The sequence below is a fragment of the Catenuloplanes nepalensis genome (assembly GCF_030811575.1).
Classification (GTDB): Bacteria; Actinomycetota; Actinomycetes; order Mycobacteriales; family Micromonosporaceae; genus Catenuloplanes; species Catenuloplanes nepalensis.
In genome coordinates this window covers 1,929,628-1,947,532 of record NZ_JAUSRA010000001.1, presented here as the reverse complement: position 1 = coordinate 1,947,532, position 17,905 = coordinate 1,929,628, and the positions used below count along the sequence as shown (strand labels likewise).

The following is a 17,905-nucleotide window of genomic DNA, read 5'->3' as shown; positions in this document are numbered from 1 at the left end:
TCATCGGCTCCTGAACAGGTGGGTCATCTGGTAGATGCGTCGCCGGCCCGCGATGGAGTCCACGTACTTCTGCAGCGCGTCGGTCCACTGCGCGCCGAGCACGGCCGAGAGCTGTGCGGTCATCTCCTCGATCCGGTCCGGTCGCTCCCGCATCAGCCACTGGTCGAGCGCCTTGCCGACTACCCGCCGATAGGCCGCGTTCTCGTGGAGCCGGCCGCTGATCAGCTGGAACGCGGTGGCCGCGAGCGCCGGCTGAGCACGCTTCGTCAGGGCCTCGACCAGGCCGCGCAGGTACGGCTTCAGCAGCTCCGGATGGTTGTCGAACACCCGCTCGAGGGGCCGGAACGCCCGCACGCCGAGCAGCGAGGCGACCACGTCGGCGAGCCGGGGAGCGATCAGCCTCCCCGGCGTACGGGCCAGCTCGTCCAGCAGGTCCCGGATCAGGTCGGCGGCCGGTTCGGTCCGCAGGCCGGTGAGCGTGCCGGTCAGGCCGGTGTCGCGTTCGAGCGTGTTCCGCAGCGACCGGTCCGGCTTCAACAGACCGCGTTCGACGAGCCGGCGGCAGAGCGACAGCTGCTCGGCCGAGACCGGTCCGTCTCCGGCGACGATCTCGGACAGTCCCCTGAAGAGGGTCGCGAACGGATGGGTGCCCTCCGGCGCGAACTCGAGGATCAGCCGTATCTCGGCCGCCTTCACCCCGGACTGGCTGAACAGGTCGATCGTCCGGCGGGTGAACGCGGACCGGTCCTCGGAGACCTCGCTGAGCTCCGCGCGCACCAGGGCGGTCCGGTCGGCACTGTGGCGCACGGCGGCCCCGAGTGCCGCGGCGCACAACTCGGGCCGCAACGCCGGCCGGCGGGCCAGCAGCCAGTCCCCCCACGCGTCGCCGACCAGGGCCGGCGCGTCACCACCACGGAGCACCCGGTTGCGCAGTTCGGTCAGCAGCAGCTCCTCGACCTCGGCGCCGTGCGGCCAGTTGTCCGGCTCCATCAGGTCCGGGGTGTCCGCGAGATACCGGGCGAGTTCGGCGGCGGCCGCACCCAGCGCGACGGGATGCAGGCCCACGCCGTACCGGCGGGCCACCCGCAGCAGCGCCTCGACGGCCCGGCCGGGCAGGTCCGGTGCCCTGATCGCCTCGGCCAGCAGCTCGTGCGCGTCCGCGTCGCGGTCCGGTCCCCACTCGTCCGCAGGGAGTGCGGCCGGACGGTCCGCGGTCACCGTGCCGCCGCCGATCGCCTCCTCGACGTCCTTGAGCAGCAGCGCGACCCGCACGTCGGCGGCCTTGCCGGGCAGCAACCCGTCGCAGGCGACCTCGTCGAGGAGTTGCAACACCCGACGGGACCAGCGTTCGGGCATGTCGGCGAAGAGGTCGGCGAGGTCGGCGGCGTAGGCGTCCCGGAGCCGCCGCGGGCCACGCCGGAGCCATCCGACGATCGTCTCGGCGTGCCGGGCGGCCGGTTCCTCGTGCATGATCGCGGCGAGTCCCAGCGCGGTCGCCGCCTCCTCGTCCTGGATGCCGGACTCGGCCGCCACGTCGAGCGCATCCACCACGTCCCGCGGGTCGTGGGCGAGGAAGAGCTCCACCCAGCGACGTGCCGTCTCGGAGACGCCGACGTCGCTGTGCCGGTGCTCCGGCAGGTCGAAGACCAGGTAGCCGAGCTGGTTGCCGAGCCGTGCCGCGGCGCCGGCGAAGTCGGGGTGCACCGCGACGACCGGTGCCGACGAGCGCGCCGGGTCGTTTGAGTAGATCTTGAAACCGAGCTCGAGCGCCCGCGACTGGGGCAGCAGGAGCGTGCCGGCGACCAGCCAGGCCACGATCCTCTCCACGTCGTCGCCGACGAGGAGCACTCGCCCCGCGCCCGGCCGGCCGGCCTTCTCCAGCGCCGCGACCAGGGCCAGCAGCATGCCGGGGCCGTTCGGCTGGTCCAGCACGAACGCCTTGGCGTCCGCCGGGGTGCGGATCCCGGCGGCCGGGCCGACCGAGACCGGGTCCGACCTGGTGGTGGCCGCCGGGGCCGAGGACCAGAAGCCGGCGCCGAAGAGCTGGGCCGGGCGCAGGCCACGGTACGACTCGGGATCGGTGGTCACGATCGCGTGCGTGAGCTGGTTGCCCTCCCGCACGCCGTTCGCCTCCCGCCCGAGGTAGCGGCCGGCGGCCGTGGCCAGGTAACCGGAGGCGGACAGATGGCCGAACGACCGCGGGTACTGCTCGACCGGCCGCCGGTCGGCCATCCAGCGCGCCGGCGGCTCGTACAGCAGATGGTCCTTGACCAGGGTCTCGGCCGCGGCCACGGCGTCGCTGGACCGGGCCTGGAACTGCAGGCCCGCGCTGCCGCGCAGGCCCTCACCGGGACGGCAGTCGGTGTAGACGAGCGTCTCGAAGTGTCCGTCCATCGTCAGCCCCTGCTCGGCACGACGTCGAACTGGCTGAGCAGCCACAGCAGCGGCTCGTCCACCCGGAACGGGTGCACACCGCGCGGATCCACCACGTCGTTGTCGTAGTCGGGCTCGGCGCCGAGCGCGGAGACCGCGAAGTACCGGAAGCGGGTGTAGTTGTGCGTCAGGTGGTAGTCGACGTCGTCGGCACCCCACTCGGCCAGCAGCGACCGCACGTACTCGTGCGTGACGCGACCGGCGGCCTCGTCGTAGTAGGGGCCCGGCTCGGGCCGCCTGACCAGTGGGTGGTCCGCGCCGAGCACCTCGAAGAACGCGTCGATCTTCGCGAACACCACCGCCACCGGGATCGGGATGTTCTTGCGCCCGCCGAGGTGCCGGCTCTCCCGCAGGTTGTCGGTGACCCGGTTCAGTACGTCGATGGTGGAGTCGCCCGCGGCGTACGCCGTCTTCGGCAGTGTGATCTGCTCCCGCGCCTGCGGGATCATGAACGGGTCGAGCAGCAGGATGAGCGCGTCCGCCGCACCCAGGTAGCGCAGGTTGTCCACCGTCTCCTGGGCCGACAGGTCCTCCCCCGCGGTGTCGAAGAAGGACAGGAACGTGGTGTCGTAGCGCGCCAGCCGCTTCCGCCGCCAGCCGAACACGATCGGTTCGCGGCGGCCACCGGCGGCCTGCTGGGTCTTGGCATAGAGCTGACCGCCGGGGAAGAGCTCACCCGCCGGGTTCAGGAAGTCGCTTCCACCGACGTTGTTGCGGAACTGGTTGTCGCCGCTGAGCCGGACGTCCGCGCCGAAACGCCGCCCCATGCCGTTGCGCAGCTGATCGGCCAGGATGCGCAGGTAGACGCTCTTGCCGGTGTGCGGGGCCCCGGCCATCGCGATCAGCGGGCTGCTGCCCTCGCCGAAGGTCGCGGGCATGCGGCTGTGGCAGTGCGGGCACACCTTGATGCCGGAGACCGCGCCGCACGGCTCGTGGGTCGCGGAGTTCACCGCCTGGAAGACGCGGCTCGGGCCGGGGAACGACGGCAGCACCAGTTCGTCGATGCCCGTCAGCTCCTTCCGGGCCCGGTCGAACTCGGGCTGGCAGGGCTGGCGGCCGGGCGCCTTGCGGCCGGTGCACCGGAACCACAGACGTCGTGGGTTGATCCGCTCGTAGCAGTACGGGCAGGACGCGAGAGTCATCTCAGGACACCTTCATCTCGTCGATCGGATCCACGACCCGGATGCCGCCGGGCCGCACCACGAAGCAGCGCAGCCAGTACGGCCGCTCGCTCTTCGGCACGGTGAACGGGACCTCCCACGGAGAGTCCGGGTCGAGGGTGAGGCCGGTGAACCGCTGCACCGTCCGGCCGCTGTCCGGCTTGGCCGGCATCGCGATGCCGGACGCGACGACCAGGTGCAGCTCGACCCCCGCGCAGGGCTGGTCCACGCTGACCCGGAGCAGCCGCCGGCCCCGGCTCAACAGCCCACCGACCCGGGGCAGGTGGTACGACAGGACCGTGGCCAGGCCGTCCACGGTGACGTGCTGCGGGGCCGACAGCAGGTCGCCGCCCTGGCCGCGGGAGACCGTGCAGACCGTGATCCGCCCGCCGGTCCGCCCGGCCGGGATCCGGCACCCCTCCGCCGCGACCTGCCCGCGGGTCACCCGGCGGCGCTGTGCCGGGCCGCGCTCCGGGTTGAACGTGACCTCGGCGATGCTGGCCGAGGCCGGCCACACCCAGGAGACGTTCACCTCGTCGCCGGTACGCCAGGCCCGCAGCTGGCCGACCGGATCGGACACGCCCACGCTGGCCGGCTCGCCCACCGTCGCCGCGCCGGAGTCGTCGACGGTGAACGGCACGTAGACCTGGCGGCCGCTCGGCACGGTCACCACGATCTGCGTCTCCGGGCCCTGCACCAGGCGGTCGCCGACCAGCGGCTCGCCGTACCCCTCGATCTCGGTTCGTCCGATCGTGGCACCGGCCGGCCAGGGCGGACGGCTCGCCGCCCGCCGCACCGACACCCGTCCGGCGGCCGGGGTCTGCCAGGCGATGTGCGCGCTGGCCGTGGCGTGGTCCAGCGCGGTCACGTGCACCCACAGCCGCCGGACGTACGCGGGGGCCTCGGTCCGCGCGGTCGCCTGTGCCACCACCATCGGCGCGGCCACCTCCGCGCCGGCCCCGTCCCGGTACAGGGCGACGATCCCGTAGAAGCGGTCCGCCTCGGCGTCACCGTGCCGGTCGTAGAAGCCGTCCAGGCCGCTCGTCGGCACCAGCTCGCCGTCGTCGCCGGACCCCGGGCGGCTCCCCACGGTGCGCCGGACCCGGACCCCGTCGGCACGCGGGTGGATCCGCCACGAGCAGAAGACCTCGGACGGGCCCGTCCGCACCGCGACACCGGAGACCGCCGGCGTCACGGTGATCGAGGTCTGGGCCGGCCGTGACCAGGCTCCCTCGCCGACGGCCGCGAAAACCGCGTAATGCAGGACCCGGGCCGGTTCGGCGACCCGGTCCGTCACCTGCGGCTCGCCGACCTCCGCGATCACGTCGCCGTCGCCGGGCGTGCGCGGCGGCGTGTCGCCGCACACCACCCGGTACCGCAGCTCCTCGGTCACCGACGCCGGCGGCAGCCAGGACAGTGCCACGCCGTCGTCCTTGGGCCGGGCCGTCAGCTCGCGGGGCGGTGGAGGTGGCAGCGCGGCGAGCCGTCGCTCCAGGTCATCGTCGTCACCGGCGATGCGCTGGGCCGCGCGCAGGATCGCTTCGGCCTCCCCCTCGTTCCCGTCCCGCAGCGCCAGATCGGAACGACGCCGCAGCTGCTCGACCTCGCCGAGCTTCTCGGTGACGCGGGCCTGCAGCTCGGCGCGGTCCGGGTGCGCGTCGGGCAGCGCCGAGACGGCCTGCTGGGCGGCGTACAGCTGGCCGCCCTCGATCAACTCCCGGACCCGCTCGCCGTGGTCCACGGCGAGCTCGTCGGGCAGGCTGAGCACGACCGTCCGGGCGTCGTCGAGGCTGAGGCCGGCGTCGGTGGCCTTGCGCAGGAGCGAGCTGTCCGGCAGCGCCGCCTGCCGGCGTGCCGTCTGCAGCAGCTCGACGACCTGGAAGAGCGCGACCGTCCGGAGATCGGCACCGGCGGCCAGCGCGACCTCCAGGATCCCGTACGCCTGCTTGCGCAGCCGCATGGTGGGCGAGTCCGCGGCGGTGTTGGCCGCGACCCGCCGCTCCACCACGGTGTCCAGGTCCAGGGCCGGGGCGCCGGCCCCGAGCAGCCGGAACGAGCCTGAGTCCGGGTGCAGCAGCTGCACCACGGTGGGTACCCCGATCCGTTCCAGCACCTTGCCGAGACTCCGGTACGCGGCGGCGTCAAGACCGCTGCCGGTGGGCAGTACGGCGCGTTCGACGAGGCGGAGCCCGGCGGACGTGACCGCGAGATCGATCGTGTCCTGGTTCAGCGCCGGATAGTGCCGGACGATGGCGCCCAGCCGGTCCTCCGTGATGCCACCGAGCACGCCGTACGCGGTACGCAGGTCGGCGGCGAGGCGCTCGCTCTCCGCCACCGCCTCCTGCCGCACCTGCGTGGCCTGCTCACGCCACCACTCCGGGCGGTTCATCGACTCGCCGTGCTCCTGCCGGAGCTGCTCGTCGCGGGTGAGCATCCGGGCGCAGACCGCGGCTGCGGCGCCGGCCCCGCCCTGGCGCTGTTGCCAGAACGACCGCACCCGCTTGAGCTGCTCGGCTATCTGCGCGCCGGTCATACCGGGATCGACGGCGTAGTGCCGGAGCAGGTCGGCGGGGAGTCCGCCGACCTGGTCCCGCAGCGGATTGATCACGTCCCGCAGGTACGTCTTCGCCTCGAACGTCATCGCGTCAGGACCTCACCGTGATGCCCGCGACGACCTCCCTGGCCTCCTCGACCTCCGACTCGCTCAGGATGCTGACCCGTACCTCGATGGTCAGATCCTTGCCGGTGCCCGGTTCCACCGCGCGCAGCGTGAGCAGCCCTTCGTCGTCGATGACCATCGAGATGTCGATCGGTGAGCCCCGGCGGAGCGCCGGCAGACCGGTGATCTCGCCGAGCCCCCTGTCGACCGCCTTGTTCGCGTCCAGCTCCGGGCTCTCGGTGGCGCCGGCCTGCTCGAAGATCTCGATCTGCACCGCCGTCTGGCCGTCCTCGGCGGTCTGCGCGTGCAGCATCCGTACGCCGCTCGGCAGCTGCTCGTCCGCGTGCACGAGATGCTCGATGTAGAACCGGCCCGGGTCGTCGGAGTCGCGCAGCTTCACACCGAACGACTTGGGCAGCACGTTGACGATCCGCTTCGCGGCCATCTCACGCAGCGCCGCCTCGTCCAGCCCGGACCGGATGGCCAGGTCCGCCACGCGCGCCTGCTTCTCCTCCGCGCTCGGCTCGTCCTCGCCCGCGCGCTCCCAGTCCCAAAGGGCACGGCTCAGCGCGAACCGCGCCGCGCCCTTGGCCACCGCGAGGTCCGGGTCGTGCAGCCGCGGCTTCCAGTTCGGCCACTTCTCGGTGAGCCGCCGGCTGACGGCCGGCATCTTGCTCGACCCACCGACCAGCAGCACCTCGTCGACGGCCGCGGCCGGGTCGGCGACGCCGGTCTTGGCGGCGAGCTTGCCGAGGGTCCGCTCGGTGTACTCCACGGTGCGCTCGAGATGGTCGCGAGTGATCTCCTCGAAGATGTCGCGGGTCACCTCGACGGTGGCGACCGCGCCACCGAACCGCATCGGCACCTTCCGGGAACCGGCCGAGGACAGGTGCCGCTTCAGCTCCTCGGCGGTGAGCTGCAGCTCCTGCATGAACTGCTCGTCCTCGCCCGGGTCGTCCTCCGGCTCGGTCCGGGCCACGAACTCGCTCAGCAGGTAGTCGACCAGGCGCTTGTCCCATTCCACACCGCCCAGCTCCTGGTCACCGTCGGTGCAGAGCACCTCGACCGCGTCCGCGGAGATCCGGATGACCGTGGTGTCGAAGGTGCCGCCGCCGAGGTCGTACACCAGGACGGTCCGCGGCGAGTCACCGGACGCGACCTCGTACTGCAGGGCCGCGGCCACCGGCTCGGGCACGATGCCGACCACGTCCAGGCCGGCGATCCGCCCGGCGTTGCGGGTGGCGTCGCGCTCCAGCATCCCGAAGTACGCCGGCACGGTGATCACCACCTGGCGGACCTCACGGCCGGTGTAGTCGCGCGCGTCCTCCGCGAGGCGCTTGAGGACCAGCGCGGAGATCGCCTCGGCGGTGTACGTACGCCCGTCGAAGTCCCACTGGACCTCGTGGCCCATGCTGCGCTTGACCCGCTCGACGACGCGCGACGGGTAGACCCGGGAGACGTTCTTGGCGGCCGCACCGACGACCACCTCACCGCTGTCCTCCTCGAAGTAGACGACCGACGGTGTTGTCTCGCTGTTCGTGATGACGTTGCGGACGACCGACGGCCGCCCGGTCTCGTCGATGTAGGACACGACCGAGTACGTCGTACCGAGGTCGATGCCGAAGAAGGTCAGATTCTCGTCAGACATGTCCGTCCTCAATCAGCTGGGAAGGTGAGCTGTCTCCGGGTTCCGGCGGCGCCGTCCACCGGTGGACGCGGACCTCGGCCGGCGTGACGACCCGGCCGGACTCCACATCCAGGTAGCCGTCCAGGAGGATCTCGGCGAGGGTCCCCGCCGCCTCCTGATCACCGGCCGGCACGGTGCCGACCGCGCGGTGTGCCGACGGGTCGAGGGGGTCGCCGGGCGCCGGCAGCAGCACGTCGATGCCGCCGCGTTCCAGGGTCAGTTGCAGGTCGAAGGCGTACGAGCGGAGCAGTTCGGCCGCCCGTGACCCGCTGAACTGCTCCGGCAGCCCGGCCGCGGAGCGCAGCAGCTCGTGCCGCAGCCGGCGCAGGTCGGCGAGCAGTGGCAGCAGCAGCAGGCGGCGCTCGCCGGACCGCAGGGCCTGGTTGTCCTCGTGCAGCCGGTCGATGACCTGCTCACGCGCGGCCGCCCGGTCGTGTTCCCGGGCGATCTGCGCGCGCAGGCCGGCCAACTCTGCGATCAGTTGCGGTGGCCAGCCGCCGTCCGGCGCGTCCTCTGCCGCGATGTCCTCGTCCACGCTGCTCCTCCCCTGCCGTCCCGGTCACTCGGTCCGTATCTGACGGACGGCTCGCGGCGGCGCTGTCCGTCAGTCATCCGGTGGAGCGACGAGGAGGATGCGATGCACATCGGACGTAGCGTGATCGCGCGGTGGACGGGGGCGGCCGTCGCGGCGGCGATCGCGGTGACCATGACCGGCGGCCCGGTCATCGCCGCGCCGGACGGGCAGGCCTCGCTCGACGAGGTCTACGCCGCCCTGGGCGTGGACGACGTGCCATCCGACTACGTGGTGATGGTCGACGTGTCCAGATCGATGGCCGGCGACCGGTACGAGCAGCTCAAGAAGAGCCTGACCGGCTTCTTCGCGGCCCTGGCACCGGAGGACACGGTGACGCTGATCCCGTTCGCCGAAGGCACGAAGGCCGACACCCGCCCGGTGGGCCGCTCCCCCGGCGAGCTGGTCGCGATGCTGCCCCGCGACGCGGACGGCTCCTACACCGACATCGGCGCCGCGCTGGAGGCCGCGGTCGCGACGCTCGGCCGGCCGGACGCCCCGTCGCTAGCCACGGTCGTCCTGCTCACCGACGGCCAGCATGCACCCGGGCCGCGCAGCGCGTACCCGCTGACCGAGGGACACAACTGGGTGAAACTCGCCGACCGGGCGAAGAAACTCCGCAAGACCTCGCTCGACGCCTACGCCGTCCCGCTAGCCGGCGCCACCGGTGCCGGCCTGCTGACGAAGGTGTTCCCCGGCGCACGCGTCCTGGAGACCACGTCGGTCGACCGGCTCACCACCAGCCTGGCCGGCCCGAAGGCCGCCGCCCGGGCCGCCAAGGCACGCAGCCTCCTCGCCGCCGAGATCGACAGGCCGGTCGAGGTCACCTGGCCGGACGAGGAGATCGGCGCCGGCGGCACGGTGCTGGACGTACAGCTCCGTTCGCCGATGGCCCACGTGCCGCTCGTCCTCGACCGGATGACCGTGACCAGCGGCAACGCCGCGCTGACCAGCACAGTCCCGGACGGCCGGGTGACGCTGCCGCCCGGCGGCACGGTCACCGTCCCGGTGGCCGTCACCTGGGACGCGGGCCCACGTGCCTTCGCACCGCTGAAGACCGTCCGCGACCGCGCCACGCTGCGGCTCTCCGCCGAGGTCGGCTCACCGTGGTCCACCGTACTCACCGACGACCTGAAACTGGCCTTGCCGACCGAACTACCGCCACAGGCACCGGAGTTGAGCCTGTCCGCACAGCGCGGCAGCCTCTGGTACTGGGTCTCGACCGCACTGCTGCTCCTGTGCGCGATGCTGCTCGCGCTGCACTGGCGCCGGCGCCGCCTCAGCCCGATGCTGACCGGATCCGTACGAATCGACGGCGCAGGGGCCGAACCCCGGCTGCTGCCGCTGAGCGGACGCCGGTCGCAGCTGAGCGCCGACGTCACCGGCCTACCGGGCAGCGGCGACATCACCGCGATCCGCCCGGCCGTCAGCACCACCGAGGTCAACCTCCTGATCACCTACTCGCCGGACGGATCCGCCGCCCGGCGCGAGACGGCGATCTGCCGGGCCGGCGAGACCGTCTCCGTCACCGGCACGTCCTTCACCTGGCAGACGACGGTTCCGGCGCAGCGAATCACTCGATCCACCACGAGCCGAGTCAAGAGATGACCATTCCCTACGGTACGGACGGAGACGTCGAGTTCCCATGGCCCCCTTCCGGGATCGAGCGTCCCGAAAGGGCGGCCGTCGCTCAGCCCGGATCGGGCGGGGCGGCGCCCGGCGAGGGGTGTCGGCTCAGGCCCGCGAACGCGGTGACCAGATCGCGCTGCTCGCCGGCGGTCAGCGCCCGCAGGTGAGCGAGCTTGTTGCGGGCCCGCCACAGGTGGTAGGCCGCGTCGCGTAGTGGACGGCGGCTGCGGTCGGTCAGCGCCTTGACGGCGGCGAACAGGGGCCCGACCTCGAGAACGTCGGGCGTGCCGCCGATGGCCCGCTGCACCGCGGCCCTGCCGTGAACCCGCTGGACCTCTGCGGCGATCAGCTGGCGGTTCTCTCGATCCAGGGCAGCAGACGGGCCGGTCCGGGCAGCCGCCAGATGTCGTCATCCACAGCACCGTCGCTGTTCGCCTGACCCGTATGTGAGCCCCGGGTAGGACAAGCACCGGTACCCGACCGCATATTGATGCAAGGCATGCGGCAAAGGGGCCCAATGTACGACCTTGGGCCCCTTTACCGGGTTATGTCCTCACGGCGCTGCTCGCAGGATTGCCCAGATGGCAACGGCGGCCTGCCCGAATGTCACAATCACCCAATATTCCGGTCTGAGCATGACCAGGATCGACAGCACGGATATCGGTATCAGCAGGGCGCCGCACAGCAATCGAAACCATACGGTCCTGCCGTAGCGGGCGACCATCAATGACAACGCACCGAGCACGACCAGTGTCGGCACCAGGTGACATATCACCTCCGTTCCGAGGGCTTACGTCTGGGCGCTCACAACCCCGAGAGACGCCGGACCGAGGCTGGTGCGGGACGGCCCGCAGCGGGCGGATGTCGCGATGCGGCACGGTCGAGCCGGCAACCCCGGTTGGAGGATCACGGCGACGATCGAATACTGGCGGATTTTGTGTCCGCGAATTTCGACACCGCGGACCCGATGGAGGGCTCTGACGCTACGGCAGGGCGTCGATGAGCGTGGCCGCCCATGGTTCGGCTACTTCGGCGAGGCCGAGAACGGTGACGACGTTGTCGAGCATGCCGGCGGCAAACCATTGCCGGACCGCATCGTCGTCGCCGTCCAACAACTCGCGGACGATCGTTACCTGCCGGGCATAACAGGTGCGGACCGCATCGCGAATGACCGGTTCGTCGGTGGCGCAATTAGCGTGCATGAGGAAGCGCAGGACGTCACCGTCGGTAATGAGCGTGGTGTAAGCGGCTCGCAGTGCTTGCGGCGGGCTCATCGTGCTGTCGGCGGTCTTGGCGGCGCTGAGCGTCTCGGTCAGCAGGCCGCCGACGTGCATGACGGCAGCAGCGAAGATTGCCTGCTTGTTGGCGAAGAGCCGGTAGAGGTAGGGCTGCGAGATACCGGCGCGCTCGGCGATCTCGTTCGTGGTCGTACCGTAAAAGCCTCTCCGCGCGAAACAGCTCACCGCCGCGTCCACAACGTGCTGACGGCGTTCGTCGCTTTTGATGGTCGTCCCGGCGGCAGGCATGGTGTCAGCCTATCCACGGCGCCTTGCCCGCCGGTTCGCTCCGTTCAGCTACCGAAAGAGCCAGCTACGCCCGCGGTTCCGGTTGCCTCGGGGTCGTCGGCTGTCAGCGCGTCGATGGCGGCCAGCGGGTTCCAGTAGTCGTCGTATCGAGTGATCAGCCCGTCGGCGTCGGTCTGCACGACTCCGAAGCAGTCCTGCCTGAAACGCTTCCCGGTGGGCGTCGCCGTCCCGTCCAACGTCCAGAATGCCACCGCGATCTGCGGGCTGGCTGTCGCGATGTAGCGCAGGTTCACGGCCTGCACGTCGAAGGTGGCTACGAAGTTCCGCATGTGCCTGCCCAGGGCTTCGCGCCCGTGCAGTTCGGAGGCCATCCCGGCCGGCGCGAACGGAAAAGTGAACGTGGCGTCGGCGGTATACAGCTCGGCCCAGGCATCCAGCCTGCCGGCGGTCAGCAGCCGCAGGTGGTCTGCCACGGCGTGCTGGGCTGGGGAGCGGTTCTCGGTCGTCTCTGTCATGCCGCCACCGTAGCCCGAAGTTAGTGGCTGACCTATAACAAACCTGGTGAGAAGGATCCCATCCGGCGCGGTTGCTTGAGGATCAGATCTACTGAGACGACGCGGCACCCGTTCCTCTCTCCAAATCTGATCCACCCCGCTCAGCCTCTCGTGGGCCAGATCAGATCCGGTAAGAGCCCACACCGGCGCCTGCCGCGAGTAGCGCATCGGCTGCGGCTCGCCGGTGCAGTCCGGACCGCTGCCCAGTGCGGAGAGAATGAGCGTGACCCACTCGCCGGAGATTCGCTCGAGCATCTGATGACTGGGGCACACCGCGAGGAAGGCGTCGTACCGCGCCTCGGCCTCGGCCCGTGCCGCGGCCGCGCTGGTGGTAGGCATCCGGGAGTTCCCCTCACCGCTGGCGACGCTTCGCCCCGAGGCGACGGCTGCTTCGGCGACGGGGAGTGCGGTGCGGCATTCGCCGGTGCGGCGGCGCCCCGTGACGGGTGCGCCGCCGCACCGGCGGATCGTGATCAGGAGTGGGAGGCCGCCCACCGATCGATGAGGGCGGTGGTACGTGGCGCGTTGCGGTGCAGCGCCAGGTCGTGCGCCGCGTCGTCGATGAGTACGGCGTCGACGGCGGGAGCGGCGGTGAAGGCCCGCCTCTGATCGGGTGCGAAGGCGGCCGGGTCGGCGCCGGCATACAGGTAGTCGTGCTCGCCGACGACCACGAGCACCGGGACGCGCACCGCGCCGGCGAAGGCCCCGGAGGCGAACTCGGCGGCGAAGCCGGGCACCTCGGCCTCGGTCGTCGTGGCCTTGGTGGCCTCGTCGGCCGCCAGCGTCGCCGGGTCGGCGCCGGGCAGGTGGTAGAAGAACGCGCGCGAGCCCGGTGTCGTCGTCAGATATCCCTCGGGCAGGCGGCGGTGCGCGAGGACCGGATCGGTGGCGGCCGGCACCAGCGCCGGGAACCCCTCGAACGACGGCGGCGTCGTGCGGTACATGAAGCCGGTGATCACGAGGGCGTCGACCCGGGCCGAGCGGGCCGTGACGCCCTCGGCGACGACGCTGCCGTAGGAGTGGCCCACCAGGACGATCGGCAGCCGTGCGTACCGGCGGCCGATCTCGTCGACGAAGCGGGTGATCGAGGCGACCTGCACCGCGGTGGTGACGGAGCCCGCCGCGGGCGTCGACGATCCGCCGGTGCCGACGCGGTCCAGTGCGATGGCCACCCACCCGTCCCGGGCGGCCTGCCGGGCCTGCGAGACGACCCCGGCCTCGGTGGCGAGGTCGAAGTAGTGGTGGTCATAGGTGGCGCCGGGGACGAACACCTGCACACCGCGGGCGCGTCCGGCCGGGGTGTACCGCTCGGCGTGGATCGTGGCGGACGAGACGCCGTCGACGCCTACCGCCACGCGCACGTCCATGGAGCCGTGGTGCCATGGCGTCGCCTGCGCGACCGCGGGCGACGCCGACGCGGTCGCGCCGGCAGTCAGGGCGAGCGCCGTCGCGACGGCGGTCAGCCAGAGACGAATCCTGTTCACCGGCCTGTCCAATCCAGTTCTGTTCATCATCCGATCCGGTCCGGTTCTGTTCATCGACCGATCCGATCCAGCTCGGCGAGGTCCTCGGCAGAGAGGGAGAGCGCCGCGCCGGCGGCGTTCTCGCGCAGGTGTGCCACCTTCGAGGTGCCCGGGATCAGCAGGATGTTCGGTGATCGGTGCAGCAGCCAGGCGAGCGCGACCGCCATCGGGGTGCTGTCGCGCCGCGCCGCCACCGACGACAGCGCGTCCGACTGCAGCGGCGTGAAACCGCCGAGTGGGAAGAACGGCACGTAGGCGATGCCGTCGGCGGCGAGCCGGTCGATGAGCGCGTCGTCGTGGCGATGGGCGAGGTTGTACATGTTCTGCACGCTCACGATCGGCGCGATGGATCGCGCCTCGTCGACCTGCTCCGCGGTGACGTTGGTGACCCCCAGCTGCCGGACCAGGCCCTCCTTCTGCAGCGCGACGAGTGTTTCGAACGGCTCGGCCAGCGAGGCGGCCTGCGGGCCCTGGGCGTCTCCCATGCGCAGGTACACCAGGTCCAGGCGCTCGACGCCGAGGGTGGCCAGACTCTCGTGCACCTGCTCGCGCAGTTCCTCGGGTCGCCGGGCCGTGGGCCAGCCGCCCTGCGCGTCACGGCGCCCACCCACCTTGGTCGCGACGACCAGCGACTCCGGGTAGGGGTGCAGCGCCTCCCGGATGAGCTCGTTGGTCACACGCGGCCCGTAGGCGATGCTCGTGTCGATGTGGGTGACGCCGAGCTCCACCGCCTCGCGGAGGACAGCCAGCGCCCCCTCGTGATCAGCGGGAGGCCCCATCACCCAGGGACCGGCCAGTTGCATGGCGCCGTAGCCGAACCGGTTGACCGTCGAGTCACCGAGGTTCCAGGCGCCGCCGGGAAGGGATAGAGACGACATGCGTGCACCTTCGTTCAAGTGATACCGGGCGTTTGCGCTGCCCGGTGGGTTGCTTCTACACATTAGGTAGGCAACTCTCTATCGGGAAGTACGCACTTCAAAGTGCGTTACGCACCCACCCGGGTCACCCGCGCGACGGACTCAGCCGAGGGACATTCGGTGCAACCGTGGAGGTCCCCGCCGCAGGAGGTGGCCGGGTCCGGTTCGTTGAGGCGGTCCATGACGTTGATGTCGTCGCTGGCGCCGCGCGGCTCGCACGTACCCGGCGGTGGTCGCGCCTCTAGGATGCGGCGATGACCCGACGAGGATCCGGCACGCCGACCCGCGACCGGATCCACGTCGCCGCCGCCCGGCTGTTCCGGGAGCGGGGCTTCGCCGGCACCTCGGTGCGCGACATCGCCGCGGCGGCCGAAGCCGACCCGGCTCTGGTCATCCGCCATTTCGGCAGCAAGGAGCTGCTCTTCCTGGACGTCGTGCGGCCGCACCTCGACGAGTCGGTGTTCGGCGGCCCGTTGGGGACGCTGGGCACCCGGCTCGTCGGGATGCTCCTGGACGTCGGCGAGGAGTTCCGGCCCGCCTACGTCGCCCTGCTGCAGGGCAGCGCCGAGGCGAGGATCGCCGAGCAGCTCCGCGGCCTGCACGAGCAGGAGTTCGTGGCGCCGTTGCGGGCGCGGATGACCGGGGCCGACGCCGACGCGCGTGCCCGCACGGCGGCCGCGATGACCGGCGGCATGCTGTACGCGCTCTGGATCGTCGGCGACGACCGGGTCGCCGCCGACCGTGAGTCCTTCATCCGGCGGTACGGTGGTCTGCTGCAGCGACTCATCACCCCGGACGCCTGAGTCAACAGTGTTGACAAGGATGGTCCACGCGCGTTGACTGCCTCCATGGCGAAGCTCGATCTCCGCGTACGCCTGCTCGGCCGGGCCCTGAGGCGCAACTCGATCACCGGGCAGAGCACCGAGCAGATCCTGCGCAACCAGAAGGTGCGGGTCAGCCACAACCCGGTCACCGACCTGCTGCTCGGCGCGGTCGCGGACGGCGTCACCCTCGACGACTCCCACGCCGCCGGCCAGACCGGCCCGCTGCGCATCCGCAGCTACCGTCCCACCGCGCACGCCGGGTCGCCGCTTCCCCTGATCGTGAACTTCCACGGCGGCGGCTGGGTCGTCGGCTCGCTCGACACCGCCGACTGGCTGTGCAGCAACGTCGCCGCGGCGGTGGGCGCGGTCGTGGTGTCGGTCGACTACCGGCTCGCGCCGACCCACCGGTTCCCGGCCGCCGCCGAGGACTGCTACGCCGCGCTGGCCGACGTGACCGGCCGCGCCGCGGAGTTCGGTGCGGACCCGCGCCGGCTGGCCGTCATGGGCGACAGCGCCGGCGGCAACCTCGCCGCGGTCACGACCCTGATGGCGCGCGACCGCTCCGGGCCGGCCATCGCCTTCCAGGCGCTGATCTATCCGGCCACCGACCTGACCGGCTCCAGCCCGTCGATCGACGAGAACGCCGACGCGCCGATCCTCACCAGGTCCGACGTCGTCACCTATCGCGACCACTACCTGGGCGACGCCGACCCGAAGCAGCCGTACGCCTCGCCGCTGTTCGCCGCCGACCACCGCGGGCTGCCCCGCGCCGTGATCCAGGTGGCCGAGCACGACCCGATCCGCGACGACGGGCTGCGATACGCCGACGCTCTGCGGGCCGCCGGGGTGGCGGTGCGCAGCACCACGTACGCCGGTATGCCGCATGGTTTTCTCGCCTTTCCGAAGCTGTGCCGCGGCGCGCCGCAGGCCCTCGCCGAGATCTCCGCGGAACTGCGGTCCGCACTGATTCATTGACAGTCTTGAATCTTTCAAGGCGCTAGGTTACCGTCCGGTAACCGAGGTTGCTCGGTGAGCCGCCGCACCAAGGAAGGCCGGACATGTCCCTGCGCACCCGCCTCTGCGCCGCCCTGCTCGCCGCCACCGTCGCCGGGCCGGGCCTGGCCACGCTCCCCGCCGGCGCCGCCGACGCGCCCGTCACCTCGCGCGGCATCCCGATCCCCGCCTTCTACACGCCACCGCCCACGCTTCCGGCGGCCGACGGCGCGCTGGTCCGCACCGAACCGCTCCCGCTCGCGCTGCGGCTGCCCGGCATCAACTCCGCCATGCCGGGCAGCGCGACGCGGATCATGTACAAGTCCACCGACTCCGCCGGGAACCCGGTCGCCGTGACCGGCGCCTACCTCGAACCGGCCGTGCCGTGGCTGTGGCCCGGCCCGAGACCACTGGCCGTGCTCGCCCCCGGCACCATGGGCCAGGGCGACCAGTGCTCCACCTCCCTGGCACTGCAGAAAGGCCTGATCCTCGGCATCGGCCACGAACAGAGCACGATCTCGGTCGGGTACGAGATCCTCGCGATCTACCGGCTGCTGGCCAAGGGCATCGCCGTCGTACAGACCGACTACGTCGGCCTCGGCACCACCGACCGGCTGCACACCTACGTCAACCGGGTCGACAGCGCCCACGCCGTCCTCGACGCCGCCCGCGCCGCCAGGGCACTGCCGCACACCTCCATCACCGCCCGGTCCGCCGTCGGCCTCTACGGCTACAGCCAGGGCGGCGGCGCGGTCGCCGCGGCGGCCGAACTCCACCCGGCCTACGCACCCGACGTCCCGCTGAGAGCCACCTACGCGGGCGCGCCACCGGCCGACCTGACCGAGGTCACCGCGGCGATCGACGGCAGCGAACTGCTGGGCGCGCTCGGCTGGTCGGTCAACGGATTCCTGCAGTCCCGGCCGGACCTGGCACCGCTGGTCGACCGGTACCTCAACGACGCCGGCCGCGCCGTGCTCGCCGACCTGTCCACGATGTGCGTCGGCGACGCGATCCTCACCTACGCCGGACGGCGCAGCACCGCGTGGACCACGAACGGCGAGTCGGTCACCGACATCATCCGGACCGAGCCCCGCCTGCGCGCCTTCGTCGACGACCAGCTCATCGGCACCCGCAGGCCGGCCGGCGTCGTCCGCGTCGCCACCGGCGTCAACGACAACCTCGTCCCGCACGCCCAGGCACGCGCGATGGCCACCGCCTGGTGCGATCTCGGCGGCACCGTCGTCTACGCCCCGCTCACCCTTCCCCGGGGCAGCAGCGCGCTGCTCAACCACTTCGGGCCGCTGCTCACCGACCAGGACACCGCCGTGGACTGGCTCGGCCACCGGCTGGCCGGCCTACCCGCGGTCTCCGACTGCACCACCCTGCCCCGGCGGCGATGACCGGCGCCCGGCTCGAGTCACGCCTGGTG

At 71.7% G+C, this 17,905-nt stretch carries 15 protein-coding genes; 4 read left to right on the top strand and 11 right to left on the bottom strand.

Annotated features, from left to right (window positions below; genetic code table 11):
* The 5 genes from J2S43_RS08115 to grpE are packed head-to-tail and all read right to left on the bottom strand — an operon-like array spanning position 1 to position 8,474.
* Positions 1-2,394, bottom strand: a complete 2,394-nt coding sequence (locus J2S43_RS08115; RefSeq protein ID WP_306828087.1) for a GTPase-associated protein 1-related protein — start codon at positions 2,392-2,394, stop codon at positions 1-3.
* 2 nt (positions 2,395-2,396) lie between these two features.
* Positions 2,397-3,575 (bottom strand): hypothetical protein, encoded by a 1,179-nt coding sequence (locus J2S43_RS08110; RefSeq protein WP_306828086.1) that lies wholly within the window; start codon positions 3,573-3,575, stop codon positions 2,397-2,399.
* 1 nt (position 3,576) lies between these two features.
* Complete coding sequence (locus J2S43_RS08105; protein WP_306828084.1) at positions 3,577-6,234, bottom strand: SaeA-related protein; 2,658 nt, start codon at positions 6,232-6,234, stop codon at positions 3,577-3,579.
* Between the two features lie 4 nt (positions 6,235-6,238).
* Entirely contained in the window at positions 6,239-7,900 is a 1,662-nt protein-coding gene (locus J2S43_RS08100) for an Hsp70 family protein (protein ID WP_306828081.1), read from the bottom strand.
* Positions 7,893-8,474, bottom strand: coding sequence for a nucleotide exchange factor GrpE (grpE, locus tag J2S43_RS08095; protein WP_306828079.1), 582 nt, complete (start codon positions 8,472-8,474; stop codon positions 7,893-7,895). Before grpE ends, J2S43_RS08100 begins: the two co-directional genes overlap by 8 nt.
* A 102-nt stretch (positions 8,475-8,576) precedes the next feature.
* Between grpE and J2S43_RS08090 the strand changes: the two genes are divergently transcribed.
* Entirely contained in the window at positions 8,577-10,118 is a 1,542-nt protein-coding gene (locus J2S43_RS08090; protein ID WP_306828077.1) for a VWA domain-containing protein, read from the top strand.
* Between the two features lie 82 nt (positions 10,119-10,200).
* On the opposite strand, the gene J2S43_RS08085 is transcribed toward J2S43_RS08090, so the two are convergent.
* From J2S43_RS08085 to J2S43_RS08060, 6 genes are all read right to left on the bottom strand, one after another.
* Positions 10,201-10,446 (bottom strand): hypothetical protein, encoded by a 246-nt coding sequence (locus tag J2S43_RS08085; protein ID WP_306828075.1) that lies wholly within the window; start codon positions 10,444-10,446, stop codon positions 10,201-10,203.
* Positions 10,447-10,692: 246 nt separating this feature from the next.
* Complete coding sequence (locus J2S43_RS08080; RefSeq protein ID WP_306828073.1) at positions 10,693-10,899, bottom strand: hypothetical protein; 207 nt, start codon at positions 10,897-10,899, stop codon at positions 10,693-10,695.
* A gap of 223 nt (positions 10,900-11,122) precedes the next feature.
* Entirely contained in the window at positions 11,123-11,665 is a 543-nt protein-coding gene (locus J2S43_RS08075; RefSeq protein WP_306828071.1) for a TetR/AcrR family transcriptional regulator, read from the bottom strand.
* 44 nt (positions 11,666-11,709) lie between these two features.
* Positions 11,710-12,558, bottom strand: a complete 849-nt coding sequence (locus J2S43_RS08070; RefSeq protein WP_306828069.1) for a nuclear transport factor 2 family protein — start codon at positions 12,556-12,558, stop codon at positions 11,710-11,712.
* A 134-nt stretch (positions 12,559-12,692) separates the two neighbouring features.
* Entirely contained in the window at positions 12,693-13,703 is a 1,011-nt protein-coding gene (locus tag J2S43_RS08065; RefSeq protein ID WP_306828067.1) for an alpha/beta hydrolase, read from the bottom strand.
* A gap of 50 nt (positions 13,704-13,753) precedes the next feature.
* Positions 13,754-14,620: an oxidoreductase gene (locus J2S43_RS08060; protein ID WP_306828065.1), complete on the bottom strand. Its 867-nt coding sequence runs from the start codon at positions 14,618-14,620 to the stop codon at positions 13,754-13,756.
* A gap of 293 nt (positions 14,621-14,913) precedes the next feature.
* Between J2S43_RS08060 and J2S43_RS08055 the strand changes: the two genes are divergently transcribed.
* The 3 genes from J2S43_RS08055 to J2S43_RS08045 all read left to right on the top strand — a co-directional run bounded on the left by J2S43_RS08055 (position 14,914) and on the right by J2S43_RS08045 (position 17,876).
* Positions 14,914-15,462: a TetR/AcrR family transcriptional regulator gene (locus tag J2S43_RS08055; protein WP_306828062.1), complete on the top strand. Its 549-nt coding sequence runs from the start codon at positions 14,914-14,916 to the stop codon at positions 15,460-15,462.
* Between the two features lie 45 nt (positions 15,463-15,507).
* The gene (locus J2S43_RS08050) at positions 15,508-16,458 is read left to right on the top strand and encodes an alpha/beta hydrolase (protein ID WP_306828060.1); all 951 of its coding nucleotides are present in this window, start codon (positions 15,508-15,510) and stop codon (positions 16,456-16,458) included.
* Positions 16,459-16,541: 83 nt separating this feature from the next.
* Positions 16,542-17,876, top strand: a complete 1,335-nt coding sequence (locus J2S43_RS08045) for a lipase family protein (RefSeq protein WP_306828057.1) — start codon at positions 16,542-16,544, stop codon at positions 17,874-17,876.
* Positions 17,877-17,905: the final 29 nt, after the last annotated feature.

Excerpts from the sequence above, each read along its gene's own strand:
- J2S43_RS08115 (WP_306828087.1), bottom strand. The coding sequence starts at position 2,394 with ATGGACGGACACTTCGAGACGCTCGTCTACACCGACTGCCGTCCCGGT.
- J2S43_RS08110 (WP_306828086.1), bottom strand. The coding sequence starts at position 3,575 with ATGACTCTCGCGTCCTGCCCGTACTGCTACGAGCGGATCAACCCACGA.
- J2S43_RS08105 (WP_306828084.1), bottom strand. The coding sequence starts at position 6,234 with ATGACGTTCGAGGCGAAGACGTACCTGCGGGACGTGATCAATCCGCTG.
- J2S43_RS08100 (WP_306828081.1), bottom strand. The coding sequence starts at position 7,900 with ATGTCTGACGAGAATCTGACCTTCTTCGGCATCGACCTCGGTACGACG.
- J2S43_RS08090 (WP_306828077.1), top strand. The coding sequence starts at position 8,577 with ATGCACATCGGACGTAGCGTGATCGCGCGGTGGACGGGGGCGGCCGTC.
- J2S43_RS08075 (WP_306828071.1), bottom strand. The coding sequence starts at position 11,665 with ATGCCTGCCGCCGGGACGACCATCAAAAGCGACGAACGCCGTCAGCAC.
- J2S43_RS08070 (WP_306828069.1), bottom strand. The coding sequence starts at position 12,558 with ATGCCTACCACCAGCGCGGCCGCGGCACGGGCCGAGGCCGAGGCGCGG.
- J2S43_RS08060 (WP_306828065.1), bottom strand. The coding sequence starts at position 14,620 with ATGTCGTCTCTATCCCTTCCCGGCGGCGCCTGGAACCTCGGTGACTCG.
- J2S43_RS08055 (WP_306828062.1), top strand. The coding sequence starts at position 14,914 with ATGACCCGACGAGGATCCGGCACGCCGACCCGCGACCGGATCCACGTC.
- J2S43_RS08050 (WP_306828060.1), top strand. The coding sequence starts at position 15,508 with ATGGCGAAGCTCGATCTCCGCGTACGCCTGCTCGGCCGGGCCCTGAGG.
- J2S43_RS08045 (WP_306828057.1), top strand. The coding sequence starts at position 16,542 with ATGTCCCTGCGCACCCGCCTCTGCGCCGCCCTGCTCGCCGCCACCGTC.